Origin of the sequence: Collimonas sp., assembly GCF_035566375.1 — a bacterium.
Classification (GTDB): domain Bacteria; phylum Pseudomonadota; class Gammaproteobacteria; order Burkholderiales; family Burkholderiaceae_D; genus Collimonas.
Genome location: NZ_DATMRK010000012.1, coordinates 211906 through 228642 on the forward strand (window position 1 = coordinate 211906; position 16737 = coordinate 228642).

Here is a 16737-nt window from a genome sequence, read left to right on the forward strand (position 1 = left end):
TTTATTCAATGTTTTTTCGGGAGAAATATCATGCAAAGAACCATGTTGTTGATGAGTTTTGCATTAGTAGTTTCTTGCAATGCTGCGTCAGCGGTAACGCCGGTGTTTCAAGTCAATACGCCCGAGGCCGGTACGCAGCGTCTGCTGGCAATCGATGCCTATCCATCAAACGCCGGGCGCGTCGATCCGGTTGCGACGATGTCCGGCGCACTTGCGTCCCATCCGGCGCGGCCTGCTTCGGCGGTTCCGGTTGTTTTCAGCTCAAGCGGAGAGGCGAGCGAGACCTGGCGCGGCGCCAGCCTCATTCCCACCCCGGTGACTTTTTCACCTGCTACCGATGACGGCAGCCGCGCTAAAAAAATATCTTCCAGCTTGAGCAATCCGGATGACTTGCTGTTTTATTTCCTGAAGGATTTCCGGGCGCAACCGCCGCAAAAACCAGGGCGCTGGGCGCTGCTCCTGGTCGGACTCTGCTTCGTGCTGTATCAGGTACGCCGTCGTCCCATGCGTACATCTATTGGTTTCTTTTCTGCGTCGAGACAGCTCGGACATCTTAGTGCCTGATGCCTGGCCAGGTAGCCGTTCTGCTGCGGTTCTGCTGCGGCTTGCAGCATAAAAAGTGTATTGATGAAATCTGATTTATTTATAGGAGTCGAATTTTGAGTTGCTCTGAACGATTCGACTATTTGTCTGCAATCGGTGGCGCGTTTAGTGACGTGTTGCGCGGAAAAAACGTCGGCATCCTGATGTTGCTTGCTGCAATCAGCCTGTCTGGCTGCGGTGACCAGAAGAAAAAGGCCGGCAAGATACTGGCCCGTGTCAACGGCGATGAAATCACGACGCTTCAACTGGAAGCTGAGTTGCAGCATGCAGGCGGCGTAGCGGAAGAAAACCGCATGCAGCCGCCAGCTGTGCGCAAACAGGCTCTGGAAGCGTTGATTGATCGTCAGGTTTTGCTGGGGGAAGCGATGCGGGAAAAAATCGATCGCGATCCTAAATTGCTGCAGATTATCGAGCGCTTCAAGACGCAAGCGATTGTGCAAGCTTATCTGGAGTCAAAAGGGGAGAGTCTGGCTAAACCTTCCAAAGCGGAGATCGATGCCTATTTTCAGGATCACCCGGAATTATTCGCCCATCGCAAAGTTCTTGATATCGAACAATTGGCCATAGCCGCGCAAGATTTTAGCGAGCCGCTCAAAGCGCAGATGGATACGGCAACCTCGCTCAATCAAATGGCGGCCTGGCTGGAGCAGCACAAGATCGCCTATGTGAAAACCCAGCTTACCTACTCCAGCGCCGACCTGCCGGCGCAGATCATCGGACAAATCAAGAAGCTGGGCAGGAATCATTTATTTGTCTTGCAGGACGGCCAACAGAATCTGCTCTGCGCACTGACTGAATTAAGAGATAGCCCGGTAACCGGGGATATCGCTAGCGCGCAGATCGAGCGCTATCTGCTGAATAAGAAGATGCAAGAAGTTGCAGCGGCAGAAATCGCCCGTTTGCGTTCTTCGGCGAAGCTCGAATACGTCGATAAGAGCGCTGGAGTGGTTGCAGAAGAAGCGCCGGTCCCCGGTGCCGCCAATTTGAGCGGCAAGCAAGCGGCCGTCGCAGGGAGCCAGAATCGCACGCGCGAAATGGCGGAAGTCAAATGAGCAAGATGAAGATGTGGCAGGAAAAATAATTTAACAGGATGACGATAATGATGAAACGAGTCTACGCATGCTTGTTGGCGACGTTGCTGGCAATTTACGGAATGTCCGCAATTGCTGCCGATACGCCATTGGGGGCGGGGGATGCTTTGAAAATCTCCGTGTTCGGCAACCCCGATTTGAGCCTGGAAACCAAAGTCAGCGAAGCGGGCAGCATTACCTTCCCGCTCATCGGTGACGTCAACATCGGCGGCTTGTCCACCGCGGACGCAGAGAAAAAAATCTCCGGTCTGCTGACAGGGGGCGGCTTTCTGCGCAAGGCCGAAGTCAATATCCTGGTCACCGAACTGCAAAGCCAGCAGGTGTCGATACTTGGCCAGGTGCTGCATCCGGGCCGCTATCCGGTCAGCGGCAAGCGCAGCGTGACCGATATGCTGGCGGTAGCCGGCGGCGTTGGCCCTGAAGGCGGCGATACCGCCACCATCGTGCGTATCCGCAATGGAAAAACCACCAAGCAAGTCGTCAATCTGGTCGAGATGATTCAGTCCGCCGACATGAAAACGAATCTGGAACTGAGCAATGGCGACGTGGTTTACGTGGAGCGCGCTCCCAAGTTTTATATCTACGGCGAAGTGCAGCATCCCGGCGGCTACAAGCTGGAGCGCAATATGACCGTGATTCAGGCGCTGTCGATCGGCGGCGGCCTGACACCGCGCGGAACCCAGCGCGGCATGCGCATCAAGCGCCGCGACGCCAAGGGAAACTTGCAGGAAATAGATGCGAAGCAGGACGAAACGCTGCAGGCGGACGATGTCGTGTACGTGAAAGAGAGCCTGTTTTGATCTATCTGAATCAGGCTGATTCTGCGGCCGCCGCTACCGATACTGCTGCTGTTGTTGTTAATGTGCTGGCGTTTTTTCACGCCACTGTTGAAGGGGTGTTCCCATGACTTTTTCTCAGCTTCTCACGATTCTGCGGGCGCGCTACAAGGTCATTGTATGGGCCTTGCTGGTCACGGTAGCCGTCACCGCTGCCGTCAGTCTAGTACTGCCGAAAGTGTATAAGACCTCGACCACGGTACTGCTCAATTACAAAGGCGCCGATCCGGTGTCCGGCCAGATCTTGCCGGCCCAGCTGGTGTCTGGCTACATGGCAACCCAGATCGATATCGTCACCAGCAGGCGCGTCGCCTTGAAAACGGTCGACAATCTTGGGTTGGCGGAACAGCCAGCCTTTAAGCAGCGCTTCCAGAAGCTCACCAATGGCAACGGCTCGATCCGCGAATGGCTGGCCGATTCCTTGCTGAAGATGGTAGAAGTGTCGCCGTCGCGCGAAAGCAGCATGATCGAAATCACCGCTAAGGGCAACGATCCTGCATTCGTCGCCCAGGTTGCCAACGGTTTTGCTGCAGCTTACCAGCAACTCAATCTGCAAATCAAGGTTCAGCCCTTGCAGCAGGCAGCCAAGTATTTCACCGAGCAAGTCAAAACCTTGCGGGTCGATCTGGAACAGGCGCAGAACAAGCTATCCAAATACCAGCAAGAGCATGGCCTGGTCAGTACCGACAACCATCTCGACGTCGAATCGGCGCGTTTGAACGATCTGTCCAGCCAACTGGTGCTGGCGCAAGGACAGGCGGCGGAAGCATCGTCGCGCGGCAGTCAGGCGATGGGCAGCGGCGGCCGGGATTCGCCGGATGTGATCTCGAACATGCTGGTTCAAAATCTGAAATCGTCGTTGGCGCTAGCGGAAGGAAAGTTTGCCCAGCTGTCTAAGAACCTGGATGTAAATCATCCGCAGTACCAGGCCGCCAAAGCCGAGGTCGACCGCCTGCGTGCCGAGCTCAACAGTAATATCAGCGCAACCAACAACGGCGCCGCCAACAACGGCCGCATCTTGCGCCAGCGCGAAGCGACGATGCGCGCTGCGCTGGCGGCGCAGACTGCCAAGGTGCTGCAACTCAACCGCGCCCGCGATGAAATGTCGGTACTGGTCAAAGATGCGGAAAGTGCGCAGAAGGCATACGACGCCGCCAATCTGCGCCTGACGCAGACCGAGCTTGAAGGGCAATCGAATCAATCGGATGTCTCGGTGCTCAATCCGGCGGTGGCGCCGATGTTTCCCGCCAGCCCCAATGTGCGGCTAAACATAGTGCTGTCGATTCTGCTCGGCGCCATGCTTGGACTGGCCTTGGCGGTATTGGCGGAACTGGCAAATCGCCGCGTCCGATCCAGCCTCGATCTGGTCAACGTGCTGAAGGCGCCGGTACTCGGCACGATCACCTGGGGCAAACCCGCGCGAAGATCTACGTTCTCCAATCTGTTTCTATCGCGGTGATTCCGTACAAGCTGGAAAGGCCAAGCAAATGAGTAAGACCGTAAGTTCTATCGCCAGTGCCGGCGCGGCGTCCCGCAAGGACGCCAACATGGGCCGCATGCTGGTCGAGCAGGGCAAGCTGACGCTGGAGCAGGTGGAAAGCGTACGGCATCTGCAAAAAGAAGAGGGACTCCGCTTCGGCGAGGCGGCACAACGCCTGGGCCTGGTTACCGAGGCCGATATTCAACAGGTGCTGGCGCGTCAGTTTGATTACCCTTACCTGCAGGCGGGCGGTGGAAATTACCCGACGACGCTCATGGCTGCCTATCAGCCTTTCAGCGCGGAAGTTGAAATGCTGCGCTCGGTACGCAGTGAGTTGATGCTGCGCTGGTTCCGTCCCGGGCGCAAGACCTTGGCGATTGCCAGTGTCAACCCGGGCGACGGCACCAGTTTGCTGGCGGCCAATCTGGCCGTCGTGTTTTCGCAACTCGGTGAGCAGACGCTGCTGGTCGATGCAAATTTGCGCAATCCGAGCCAGCACAAGATATTCAATCTGGCCGCCAGCAACGGGCTGGCCGATGTGCTGGCCGGGCGTGCCGGTCTGGACATGCTGGCGATGGCCGAATCGTTCATTGACCTGACGTTATTGCCGGCTGGATCGCTGGTGCCTAATCCTCAGGAGCTGATTAATCGCGGCAGCTTCGTCGCTATGAATGCAACCCTGTGCGACCGTTTCGACATCATCTTGTATGACACGCCGGCGTTCTCAAGCGCAGCGGATGCCTTGACCATTGCCTCGCGCGCCGGCGGCGTGCTGCTGGTGGTCCGCAAGGATCATACCCGGGTCGCTGATCTCACCGCCTTTAGCGATCAGCTGCGGCGCAGCGGCACTGAAGTTGTCGGCTCGGTGATGGTCAGTTTCTGATGGAGATATAAGTCGTATGCAATTTTTTGCCAACATCAAGAATTTCATTTTCCCTGGCCGAGCTGATCAAGCCGGTTCGTCGGTGCCAGACGGACGGATGGCGTTCTGGATTCTGATGGTGGCGCTGGTGTATCAGGCGGTCTTATGCGCGATTCATACGAATGTCCATGCGATTTCCGTTGCCGGCGTGGGACTCACCGAAGCCGCCATCTACCTCGCCTGCATTAGCGTTTTGATCAAACGCATCCGGCTTGAATTCCTTGCCGTCGCAACCGTGGTCGTCGCCTATCTGTTGCTGATGGCGATCTTGCGCAATCAGCTGGATCCGAAAGGGTTCCGCGACGTGATGATTCCTATCCTGTTCTACGGACTGGGGCGGGAAATCGGCGATGTTAAATACACCGATCGCCTGCTTAAGCTGATGGTGCTGGTGGTGCTGGCTTTCGGATTTTTTGAATTGTTCTTCCTGGATTGGTTTTCACGGGTTTTCAATATTTTTTCCTATTACGTCAACCAGGGTGGCCTGGCTGCCGGGTCGAACTGGGCCAAAGATAGCGTGCTGGGGTTGAACGGGATACGACCGGAAGGGATCGGACGCACGATTCTGCCTTCGCTGATTGGCAACCACCGGATATCGTCGATTTTCCTGGAGCCCGTTTCACTCGGCAACTTTGCAGTCATCATCGCGGCCTGGGGCTTATCCAAGCGGCGCGACGAGATCAAGGAAATGGTTTTTTTCGTGCTGGCCGCCGCCATCATGATCGCCTTGAGCGATTCGCGCTACGGCATGATCACGGTTGCCGCGCTGGTCGTGCTGCGCTGCCTGCCGCTTGGCAGAACCAACGCCTGGGCGATGGTGTTGCCATTGCTCAGTGTGGCGCTGCTGCTGTTGCTGGCGACGGTGTTTGGCGGTCACTACAGTGACAGCGTCCTCGGCCGGCTGTTCGTGAGCGGCAAGACATTGTCGAATCTGGATCTGGGAATGATATTCGGCCTGGACGGATTCAATACCAGCTACGGCGACATGGGCTATCCCTCTCTGCTAACGCGGCTTGGCCTGCTGTTATGCATTTTTCTTTGGGGCGCATTCTGGATGCTGAAAATGGCGGACGAGAGAGGCGACCGCTTCCGCGCTTACATCACGCTGTACATGTCTCTCATCCTGTGCGTCAGCGGCACTTCTCTGTTTGCGTTGAAAACCGCCGGTGTTCTGTGGTTCCTGGTGGGCTGTTACGCAGGTCGCCCGAAGGATGTGCCGGCGCCGTCGCCGGTCACCGCCTCACAGCCATCCGCTACCTGAAAGGAAACAACAAATGTCTATTAAAGTCGTGCACATTGTGCGCCAGTATTCGCCGTCCATAGGCGGCATGGAAGATGTGGTGCAGAATATCGCCAGGCAGCAGCGCGAGCACCATGATCAGATTCCCAAGATCGTCACGCTCAACCGGCTGTTCAGGAACTCTGCCGAATTTCTCGCCCCGCAAGCGCAGATCAACGGCGTTGGCGTGGTGCGGCTGCCGTTCCACGGCACCAGCAGATACCCGCTTTGTCCGCAAGTGCTGCAACATGTCGCGGACGCCGATGTGATTCATGTGCATGGCGTTGATTTCTTTTTCGACTATCTGGCGCTCACCAAGCCAGTGCATCGGCGGCCCCTGGTTGCTTCTACCCACGGTGGATTTTTTCATACCAAGTTCGCGTCGAATCTTAAAAAGATCTACTTCAATACGGTAACCCGTGCCTCGTCCATGGCCTATGACAAGATCATTGCCACCAGCGACAACGATGGCGATATTTTTAAAAAGATCGTCAAGCCGCCGAAACTGGCCGTGATTGAAAACGGCGTCAATGTCGAAAAATACAGTGACCTGGCGGCATCCGCGCCGACCCGGACGCTGATCTATTTCGGCCGTTGGTCGATCAATAAAGGCCTGCTGGAAACGCTGGCCTTATTCAAGCAACTGGTCGCGCGCGAACCAGCCTGGAAACTGATCATCGCCGGTCGTGAATACGATCACACGGCAGAGGAACTGCGTACCGTGGTGGCTCAGCAGCAGCTTGCCGGCTCGGTGCAAATCGTGCCGAACCCTTCCGATCACGAACTGGCGGGCCTGATCGGGCAATCCAGTTATTTCATTTGTTTGTCCAGGCATGAGGGTTTTGGCATCGCGCCGATTGAAGCCATGAGCGCCGGGCTGACGCCAGTGTTGAGCGACATCCCGCCATTTCGCCATCTGATCGAGCAATCACGGATCGGGCTTCTGCTGGAGGCGGAAAATCTCGAAGGAAATATAGCTGGCCTGCTGAAATTGCATGAAGAGACGCAAGCGGAATATGCGCACAGACGGGTGCAGCTGCAGCAGTTCGCGGATCGCTATAACTGGCGTCATATTGCGGACAAATATGTCGATGTCTACAAAAGACTGATGGCTTAGTTTTGACGGAAAAGAGGATACACACATTGATAGTCATTCTTAAGAATAGTTGATACGGGTCATGGAAAAAACAAGAATCGATGCAATCACAGGCTTGCGCGGACTGGCGGCGCTGCTGGTTGTGTACGGCCATTCGGTGACATGGTTTTCTCTGCCCTGGAAAATCAATTTTTCCGGTGAGATCGGCGTGATGATTTTCTTTTCATTGAGCGGTTTTCTCATGGCTTATCTTTATCTTGGAAAGAAATTCTCGCTCCTGAGCGTGACCGACTATGCGATATCCCGGTTTTCAAGGATTGCACCGGCCTATCTCGTCATCCTCTTGTTTTCCTATTTCATCTATACCAGCATCGACCCGAACTTCGTGTATGGCATTTCGAGCCAAAACATCCTGCGCCACATTCTGTTCTCCGGCAATGTATCGGTGTTCTGGAGCATCACGCCCGAAGTCGAATTCTATTTTCTGTTCGTCCTGGCCTGGGCCGCAAGCAGCCGCTACCTGACCCGTTCGGATATCGTCGGCCTGGTATTCCTGACCTTCGGCAGCCTGATTGTCTTGTCGTACCGAGATGTATTTCCAGGTACCTTCGTCGGCGCCAAACTTCATTATTTTTTATTTGGCGTGATTGCCGGAATCATTCGTTCGAGAGTCAAGACCGAAAACCAGGGTCGCAATTCGCTCACCATCCTGCATGGCTTGCTGCTGGTCTCGATGGTGTTGATGGAAAGCGGGTGGGTAAGCCTTCCTTTTTCCAGCAACAAGGATTTTTATGACAGTATTTTGACAGCCGTTTTCGGCTCCTTCCTGGTATTCGGTTTTTCGTTTCCATCCGCGCTTGGCAAATTTTTCTTCGGCAACAGGCTGATCGTTTTATGCGGCGAATGCAGTTTTTCGATCTATTTGCTGCACATGCCGATTATTTATCTCTGTCACAAATTCTTCCCACCGCTGTCCACGCCCCTGTTCCAGCTGGCCTTCCTGCCTCCCTTTGTGCTTCTTGTGCTGCTGTTTTCGTGGCTCAACTATCAACTGGTTGAAAAGCCCGGAGCGCGGCTGATCAAATCCATCGGCAGTGCATTCAAACGGAAATTCATTCCGCTCTTTCCGCTGGCGCCCAGCGCCCAACCTCTCTCCGTTGAAAGTGAAACCAGATGACTAACTTCCTGCCTTCCTTGCTAAGCCCGGCGCCTGGCCGCGCCCATCGGCCCCCGAGAATCTGGCGCCGGGCGCTAGCCATTGCGCTGGCTGCCGGATGCCTGCTGTTTAGTGATCTGGCGGCTGCCAATTGCCTGGACGGCAAACGCATGGTCGGCGTCAATCTGAGCGGCGCTGAATTTGCTGCGGATAAATTGCCAGGGACTATCTTCAGGGATTACGTCTATCCCGATCTGGCCGACATGCGCCATTTTCAATCGCTCGGCATGAATACCTTTCGCATGCCATTCCTATGGGAGCGGATACAACCGCAATTATTCGGCGCACTTGATACGGCGGAATTGCAAAGAATGAAAGATAGTGTCGCCGCCGCCCAATCGTTGGGTGTCTGCATTGTTCTCGATGTTCACAATTTCGGTCAATATCGTGGCAATCCTATCGGTTCGTCCGCGGTGCCGCGTGCGGCGTTTGTCGATTTGTGGGAACGCTTGCTGGCGGAGTTCAAGGACCCGGCCAATACCGCGTTCGACCTGATGAATGAACCCGCCAAAATGACAGTGGCGGCCTGGGCCTCAACTGCGCAGGAAACGCTGCGCGTGCTGCGCAGGCGCGGCTCGAAACATCTGATCCTGGTTGCCGGCGGCAGCTGGAGCGGCGCCCATTCCTGGGACGCCAAAGATAACGGCGTCTCGAACGCGGATGCGTTCCGCTCGTTTCGCGATCCTGCAAACAATTACATGATTGAAGTGCATCAATACGCCGACTCTGATTTCTCCGGAACCGCCAACACCTGCATCGATCCCGCGCGCTTGAGCACGATCATGGCCAACGTCACGCTATGGGCCAACCAGACCCGTCAACGCTTGTTTCTCGGCGAATTCGGTGTGGCCGTCAATGACCCTTGCATGAAGGCGCTTACAGCAATCATGGATGGCATGAAAGGCAGTGGCGCCTGGGGCGGTTGGACTTATTGGACCGCCGGTAAGTGGCTGGGTGGCTATCCGTACAGTCTCGAGCCAGACGACAACGGCGACAAGCCGCAAATGGCGATTTTGAAAAATTACATGACGCCTTGAAAGCCACATTGCGTGATGGACCCGATGTGCAAGATGAGTAAAAGGAAAAGTAAATGAAATTTTCACTGGTGTTGGCCACGGTAGGGCGCTCTGACGAAGTGGCCCGGCTTTTAGCATCGCTGGACGCGCAAGATTATCGGAACTTCGAATTGATCGTGGTCGATCAAAACAGCGACGACAGGCTGGTGCCGATGTTGACCTCGTATCGCCAGAAATTTTCGCTGGTGCATGTGCGCTCGGCAGCGCGTGGCGTGTCGCGCGCGCGCAATCGCGGCCTGGAACTCGCGGATGGCGACGTGATTGCCTTTCCCGACGACGATTGCTGGTACCCGGACGGCTTGTTGCAAAAGGTCGCCACTGTATTGCAGAACCATCCGGAACTGGATGGTATTACCGGACGTTTTACCGATGGCGACGGCCGCACCGAAGGGCGCTGGCTGCAAAACAGCGCCTTGCTGAACCGCTATAACGTATGGCGCGGAGCGATTGAGTTCAGTATTTTCCTGCGCCGCCGCGTGGTCGACACCATCGGCCAGTTCAACGAATCGCTGGGAGTCGGCGCCGGCACGGTGTGGGGAGCGGCGGAGGGTACCGATTATCTGCTGCGCAGTCTGCGCCATGGTTTCAAGTTGAAATTCATGAGCGACATGGTCTTGCACCATCCGGTGAAGACCAGCAATTTCGACGCCAGCGCCTGCGACCGCCAGCAGAAATATGAGACTGGCATCGGCCACGTGATGCGGATCAACGACTATCCGCTCTGGTATTTTCCGAGCACTTGCCTGCGCACTTGCGTCGGCATTTTGATTGCTATGGCGAAGGGTGATTTGCCGAAGGCGCGCTTCAAATACGCCAGCGTGCTGGCACGGGTGCAGGGCTGGCGTGGCTGAGCTCGGCATAACCTCCGATGCGATTGAAGGAAATGTTCATGCTTGAATTTTTTACAAGAATGGGAGCGCAATGAGTCAGAACAGCGGCGGTGGCCTGGCATCCGGATCGATCTGGTCGATCGTGGATAACCTCGCGCAGCAAGTCTTGTCATTCGCGGTGTTTGCGGTTCTGGCGCGCTTTCTGACGCCGGACGCATTTGGCTTGCTGACGATTGCACACCTGTTCATTTTGTTTACCCGGCTGGTGGTATTCGACGCCATTGCCATGCCCGTCGTCCGCACCGCCATACCAGACGACCGGCTCTATTCCTGGGTATTCACGTGTTGCACGACTGTCGGCTTGCTGCTGGCCGGGGCGATGTTTTTTTCTGCGGGAGCGGTTTCCTCGCTGTTTCGTGCACCGGAGCTGAAAACGGTGTTGCAGGGCATGAGCGTTTCGGTTCTGTTCTTTGGCATGGTGCGCGCCTATGAGGCGCGGCTGGTGCGCAACATGATGTTCCGGCAGTTGGCCATCCGTTCGATTTTTTCGGTCACCATCGGTGGCGCTATCGGCATCGTGCTTGCCGCCAGCGGCTGGGGTGCGATGTCCCTGGTGGTGCAGCAGGTCACAGCGTCGGGCCTGGCGTTGCTGCTGGTCGTAATGCAGAGCCGTTGGCTGCCGCGCGTGGTTTTTGACGGCGTTCTGACGCGCAAATACTGGAACGATATCCGGCAAGTGGGGTTGACCGGCGTGCTGGGATTTGCCAACACCAATGGCGACTCCCTGTTGGTCGGCATTTTTCTGGGGCCGTACGCCACCGGCTTGTACAACCTGGCAAAGCGTGTGACTTCATCCGTGTATCTGGTCATCTCCGCCTCGATGCACAGGGTTGCGTTGCCGGTGTTCTCCAACGCCGGGACGGATCTGGCGGCGCTGCGTCGCGGTTATTTGAAAATCCTCGGCATCACGCTGTTTTGCGTCGCTCCCTTGCTGTGTTTTCAGGCGGTACTGGCAACGCCTTTGGTAGTCACTGTTTTCGGCGAAAAATGGTTGCCCGCAGCACCTACGGTCGGCGCCCTGGCGCTGCTGTACCTGATCTCGTCGATTGTGCAATTGAATGATTACTTGTTTTTCGCGCTGGGAAGAAACCGCGTTCCGGTGCTGCTTGGCATCGCGCAACTGACGCTGGCAACCGGGCTGGCTGCGATTTTCTACCGCTTCGGCCTGCTCGGCATGAGCCTGTCGTTTTGCGCTGCTTACCTGCTGGTGTTTCCGGTCTCGCAAATGCTGCTGAACCGGGCGCTTGGCTTGAGCCTGCGCATGGTGTGGTATGCGCTGGCGCCGCCGGTGGTGGGTAGCGTCATTCTGTTTCTGGGTTTAGGCGCTTATCTGTGGTTGATGCCGCAGCATTTCACCAATGTGACCCTGGTCGGCGGCGGGATTTTTGTTGCCTGCCTGCTGTATCCGTTCATGGTGATCGTCACAGGCTGGCGCGTCAGAGCGGTGAATGGTTCCTGGCAGGCGTTGTTGCTGTCGGTGGATCGGCTGCGTCGCCGCTTCTTTGCGCGATGAGTTGCGGTGGCGGCATGACGGTTCGAGGTCAAACATGCGCCGACCAAGATTTTTGCATCTTTTATTTAGGTATTGCTGTTAAGAAGGAGTTGTCCATGAATGCAGAAAATATCATTCCGATCGCTGGTTTTCCAGTGGTCAAAACCACTTCGCCGGTGTTGAGCAGGTATCTGTTGCGAACGGTGCGGGCCAATCACAAGGCAACATTGTTCTTTGCTAATACCAATTTCATTGTTCAATGCCGTCATCTGCTTGACAAGATCAAGAGAGGCGCCGTGACGATTGTGAACGACGGCGTCGGCATGGATATCGCGGCGTTCCTGTTTCGCCGGGAAGCATTCAAGGAAAATTTGAATGGCACCGATTTCATACCACAGTTATTTTCCGGCGCGAGGATGCCGATGCGCGTGTTTATGCTGGGCGGCAAGCCGGCGGTATTAAAAAAATCCGCAGATCACGTCTCCAATGTGCTGCAACAGACAGTGGTCGGCAGTTGCGACGGTTACGATGGCATGGCGCTCAATCGCGCAACACTGGTTGAATCGATCAATCGCTCACAGGCAGAGGTTGTGCTGGTGGCGCTTGGCAACCCGATCCAGGAAGAATGGATACTCGCCAATCGCGAAGCGCTGAATGCAAATGTGGTTATCGGCGTCGGCGCCCTGTTCGATTTCTGGAGTGGCGACAAGCCGCGTGCGCCGCTTCTGGTGCAGCGTGCCCGGCTCGAATGGCTGTACCGGCTATGCCTTGAGCCGCGCCGATTATTGCGCCGCTACACCGTCGATATCATGGCATTCCTGGTTTTGTGCAACAAGTATCGCGAAGGAAACCGGCAGAACTGAGGCCGCCGATCGGGTGCCCGCTGGCGAACGACGACAGGCTGCGGCGCCCGACCTTACTTTTGATTACTTATTTTTGACTAATTCTTATGAGGTAGGAAACATGAAAGCAATGATTTTAGCCGCCGGCAAGGGCACCCGTGTCCAGCCATTGACCTACGATCTGCCGAAGCCGATGATTCCAATCCTGGGCAAGCCGGTAATGGCTTACCTGGTCGAGTATCTCGCCAGCTACGGGGTGCGCGACATCATGGTGAATGTCAGTTACCTGCATCACAAAATCGAAGAATATTTCGGCGACGGCAATCAGTTCGGCGTACAGATCGGCTATTCCTTCGAAGGCTATGTCAATGACAGCGGCGAAGTGGTGCCGGAGCCCTTGGGTTCGGCTGGCGGCATCAAGAAGATCCAGCAGTTTGCGAATTTCTTCGATGAAACCACCATCGTGATATGCGGCGACGCCCTGATCGATCTCGATCTCACCTCCGCCTTGTTCGAACACAAGCGCAAAGGGGCGCTGGCGAGTGTCATTACCAAAGAAGTGCCGTGGGACAAAGTGCACAACTACGGTGTAGTCGTGACGGATCAGGATGGACGGGTGCAATCGTTCCAGGAAAAGCCGAGCAAGGATGTGGCGCTATCCAATTTTGCCAGCACCGGCATTTATATCTTCGAACCGGAAGTCATCGACCTGATTCCTGCCGACACCACGTTCGACATCGGTTCCGAGTTGTTTCCCCTGATGGCGCAAAAAGGCCTGCCGTTTTATGCGCAACAACGATTTTTCAACTGGATCGACATCGGCACCGTGACCGATTTCTGGAGTGTCCTGCAAAGCGTATTGCTGGGTGAGGTAGCGCAACTGGAAGTTCCCGGCACGCAAATCGCCGATGGGCTGTGGGTTGGTCTTAACACCAGCATCGACTGGGACGGGACGACCATCGAAGGCCCGGTGTATATCGGTTCCGGATGCAAGATCGAGGCCGGTTGCAAAATCGTCGGCCCGACCTGGATCGGACATGGCAGCCATCTGTGCGCCGGCGCTGAAGTGGTGCGCAGCGTGCTGTTTGAATATACCCGGATACACGAAAACGCCCACCTGGATGAAATGATTGTGGTCAAGGAATATAGCGTGGACCGCGCCGGCAACATGCGCAAATTGCCGGATGCCGGCAGCGATGACTGGGGCGATGCCCGCGATCGTCTGCCGGAAAGAGATTCGGAAAGTGACCCTGAACGCGCAGCATCTTTAGCATTGAGCAACCTATGAAAATATATCCCGTTATCCTTGCCGGAGGTTCCGGCACGCGCTTGTGGCCGCTGTCACGCGAGGCATTGCCGAAACAACTGCTGCCGCTATGCTCAGACCGTTCGATGTTGCAAGAAGCGTTGCTGCGCCTGGCGGATTGGCCCGAACTAATGCCGCCGCTGCTGACCTGCGGCAACGAACATCGTTTCCTGGTGGCAGAACAATTGCGCGCCATCGGCGTCGCCCCGCTCGGTATTTTGCTGGAGCCTGAGGGTAGGAATACCGCGCCGACGGTGGCGGTGGCGGCGCATTATTTATTGCAGCAGGATAAAGACGCGGTGATGCTGGTGCTGCCGGCCGATCATGTGATCGGCGATGTGGAAGCCTTCCATGCCGCCGTTCAGCGCGCGATCCAGGCCGCCGAGAACGGCTCGCTGGTGACATTCGGCATCGTGCCGTCCGGCCCTGAAACCGGCTACGGCTATATCCGCCGGGGTAAGCTGGCCGTGCCAGGAGCAGGCGGCGATGGCTGTTATGCGGTCGAAAAATTCGTCGAAAAACCTGATCGCGCTACTGCGGAGGTTTTTGTCGCAGATAAGGCATATAGCTGGAACAGCGGCATGTTTTTATTCCAGGCGCAGCGTTACCTTGAGGAATTGCGCGAGTTTCGCCCGGCGATTGCAGACAGCTGCCAAAAGGCTTTCGACGGCGCTTATCACGATCTCGATTTTTGCCGCCTGGACGAAGCTTCCTTTGCCGTCTGCCCCGCGGAATCGATCGATTACGCCGTGATGGAGCATACCCGGCACGCAGTGGTGGTGCCGGCCGACATCGGCTGGAGCGATGTCGGTTCCTGGTCTGCGCTGTGGCAGGTACTGAAGGGCGAAGAGGGCGACGCCGACGGTAATGTATTGCGCGGCGACGTGTATACGGACAATGTCCAGAATTCGATGATTCGGGCAGAAAATCGTTTCGTCGCGGTGATCGGCGTCGATGACCTGGTGGTGGTGGAAACCAAGGATGCGGTATTGGTGGTGCACAAAGACCAGGTGCAGGGCGTCAAGAAAATCGTCGAAGACCTCAAGAAAAACAGCCGCACCGAGCACATGGATCATATGCGGGTGTATCGGCCTTGGGGCAATTATGAAGGCATCGATGCCGGCGACCGCTTCCAGGTCAAGCGCATTACGGTTAATCCCGGCGGCAAATTATCGCTGCAAATGCATCATCACCGCGCCGAGCACTGGGTAGTGGTCACCGGAACCGCGCGGATTACTTGCGGTGACGAGGAAAAACTGCTTACCGAGAATGAATCCACCTATATACCGATCGGGGTCAAGCATCGCCTGGAAAATCCCGGAAAAATGCCGCTGCATCTGATCGAAGTGCAGTCAGGTGGTTATCTGGGAGAGGACGATATCGTGCGTTTCGACGATATATACAAACGCAACTAAGGTGCAACCAAGGCGTAACCAAGGCGCAACCAAGGCGAGCCCCGATAAATTTATTTCTCACTCAGATTAAAACCATGCTCCCACTTCAAAAATCCATATTCAAGGCTTATGACATCCGCGGCGTTGTCGGCACTTCGCTAGATACCGGTATTGCGCATCAAATCGGCCGCGCTTTCGGGATTGCTGCCCGCGCTAAAGGCGAAAACACGGTGGTCATCGGCCGCGACGGACGTTTGTCCGGACCCGAACTGGCGGCCGCACTGGCAGACGGGTTGCTGCAAGCCGGTGTCGATGTGATCGATCTGGGAATGCTCGCCACGCCGATGGTTTATTTTGCTACCCATGTGCTTGGCGCCCAATCTGGCGTGATGGTGACTGGCAGCCATAATCCACCTGACTACAACGGCTTCAAAATGGTGTTGGCTGGCGAAGCGATTCATGGCGAGACGATACAGGCGCTATATCAGGAAATCGTCAATGCCAGCGCCGGGCCGACGCTGGCTCAGGCTGGAACCTACCGGACTCACGACATCAGGAATGCTTATCTCGAACGCATCCTGAGCGACGTCAAACTGGCGCGGCCCATGAAGATCGTGCTGGATTGCGGTAACGGTGTCGCCGGCGCTTTTGCGGGAGACTTGTATCGCGCACTTGGATGCGAGGTGCAAGAGTTGTTTTGTGAAGTCGACGGGACGTTTCCCAACCATCATCCCGACCCGGCCCATCCCGAGAATCTGCAGGATGTGATTCGCGCCCTGCAAACCAGCGATGCTGAACTTGGCCTGGCCTTCGATGGCGACGGCGATCGCCTCGGCGTGGTCACCAAAGACGGCCAGATCATTTATCCGGATCGTCAGCTGATGTTGTTTGCCGCCGACGTGCTGACCCGCCATCCTGGCCAGCAAATCCTGTACGACGTCAAATGCACTCGCCATCTGGCGCCATGGATTGCCAAACACGGCGGCAAGCCGTTGATGTGGAAGACCGGCCATTCGCTGGTGAAGGCCAAGATGCGTGAGACCGCAGCGCCGCTAGGCGGCGAGATGAGCGGGCACGTGTTTTTCAAGGATCGCTGGTACGGCTTTGACGATGGCTTGTATGCAGGCGTCCGTCTGCTGGAGCTGCTGAGCCGCGAAAGCGATCCGTCGGCGCTGCTCAATGCATTACCGCAATCGATCAGTACGCCCGAATTG

Annotated in this window: 15 protein-coding genes; all 15 read left to right on the forward strand. The window is 56.1% G+C overall.

The annotated features are described in order from the left end of the window. The first annotated feature begins 30 nt into the window (after positions 1-30). On the forward strand, positions 31-564 hold the full coding sequence (locus tag VNZ60_RS03435) for a hypothetical protein (RefSeq protein WP_325657011.1): 534 nt from the start codon (positions 31-33) through the stop codon (positions 562-564). 122 nt (positions 565-686) lie between these two features. Next, positions 687-1655, forward strand: coding sequence for an EpsD family peptidyl-prolyl cis-trans isomerase (locus VNZ60_RS03440; RefSeq protein ID WP_325657012.1), 969 nt, complete (start codon positions 687-689; stop codon positions 1653-1655). A 101-nt stretch (positions 1656-1756) separates the two neighbouring features. Then, positions 1757-2494: a polysaccharide export protein EpsE gene (epsE, locus tag VNZ60_RS03445; protein WP_325657013.1), complete on the forward strand. Its 738-nt coding sequence runs from the start codon at positions 1757-1759 to the stop codon at positions 2492-2494. 103 nt (positions 2495-2597) lie between these two features. After that, complete coding sequence (gene epsF, locus VNZ60_RS03450; protein ID WP_325657014.1) at positions 2598-3989, forward strand: chain length determinant protein EpsF; 1392 nt, start codon at positions 2598-2600, stop codon at positions 3987-3989. A 28-nt stretch (positions 3990-4017) separates the two neighbouring features. After that, complete coding sequence (gene epsG, locus VNZ60_RS03455) at positions 4018-4893, forward strand: chain length determinant protein tyrosine kinase EpsG (protein WP_325657015.1); 876 nt, start codon at positions 4018-4020, stop codon at positions 4891-4893. 16 nt (positions 4894-4909) lie between these two features. Further along, positions 4910-6193, forward strand: a complete 1284-nt coding sequence (locus VNZ60_RS03460) for a polysaccharide polymerase (protein ID WP_325657016.1) — start codon at positions 4910-4912, stop codon at positions 6191-6193. Between the two features lie 13 nt (positions 6194-6206). Continuing rightward, a complete protein-coding gene (locus VNZ60_RS03465) occupies positions 6207-7328 on the forward strand; it encodes a glycosyltransferase family 4 protein (RefSeq protein WP_325657017.1) in 1122 nt (373 codons plus the stop codon). A 61-nt stretch (positions 7329-7389) separates the two neighbouring features. Further along, the gene (locus VNZ60_RS03470) at positions 7390-8484 is read left to right on the forward strand and encodes an acyltransferase family protein (RefSeq protein WP_325657018.1); all 1095 of its coding nucleotides are present in this window, start codon (positions 7390-7392) and stop codon (positions 8482-8484) included. Next, on the forward strand, positions 8481-9560 hold the full coding sequence (locus tag VNZ60_RS03475) for a glycoside hydrolase family 5 protein (RefSeq protein ID WP_325657019.1): 1080 nt from the start codon (positions 8481-8483) through the stop codon (positions 9558-9560). The genes VNZ60_RS03470 and VNZ60_RS03475 overlap by 4 nt, the downstream gene beginning before the upstream one ends. A gap of 53 nt (positions 9561-9613) precedes the next feature. Beyond that, complete coding sequence (locus tag VNZ60_RS03480) at positions 9614-10450, forward strand: glycosyltransferase family 2 protein (RefSeq protein WP_325657020.1); 837 nt, start codon at positions 9614-9616, stop codon at positions 10448-10450. Positions 10451-10520: 70 nt separating this feature from the next. Then, a complete protein-coding gene (locus VNZ60_RS03485) occupies positions 10521-12002 on the forward strand; it encodes a lipopolysaccharide biosynthesis protein (RefSeq protein WP_325657021.1) in 1482 nt (493 codons plus the stop codon). Positions 12003-12097: 95 nt separating this feature from the next. After that, on the forward strand, positions 12098-12844 hold the full coding sequence (locus VNZ60_RS03490) for a WecB/TagA/CpsF family glycosyltransferase (RefSeq protein ID WP_325657022.1): 747 nt from the start codon (positions 12098-12100) through the stop codon (positions 12842-12844). Between the two features lie 100 nt (positions 12845-12944). Next, positions 12945-14111, forward strand: coding sequence for a nucleotidyltransferase family protein (locus VNZ60_RS03495; RefSeq protein WP_325657023.1), 1167 nt, complete (start codon positions 12945-12947; stop codon positions 14109-14111). After that, a complete protein-coding gene (locus tag VNZ60_RS03500) occupies positions 14108-15544 on the forward strand; it encodes a mannose-1-phosphate guanylyltransferase/mannose-6-phosphate isomerase (RefSeq protein ID WP_325657024.1) in 1437 nt (478 codons plus the stop codon). Before VNZ60_RS03495 ends, VNZ60_RS03500 begins: the two co-directional genes overlap by 4 nt. A 74-nt stretch (positions 15545-15618) precedes the next feature. Then, positions 15619-16737, forward strand: a 1119-nt coding sequence (locus VNZ60_RS03505; RefSeq protein WP_325657025.1) for a phosphomannomutase/phosphoglucomutase, incomplete at its 3' end; no start/stop codon positions are given.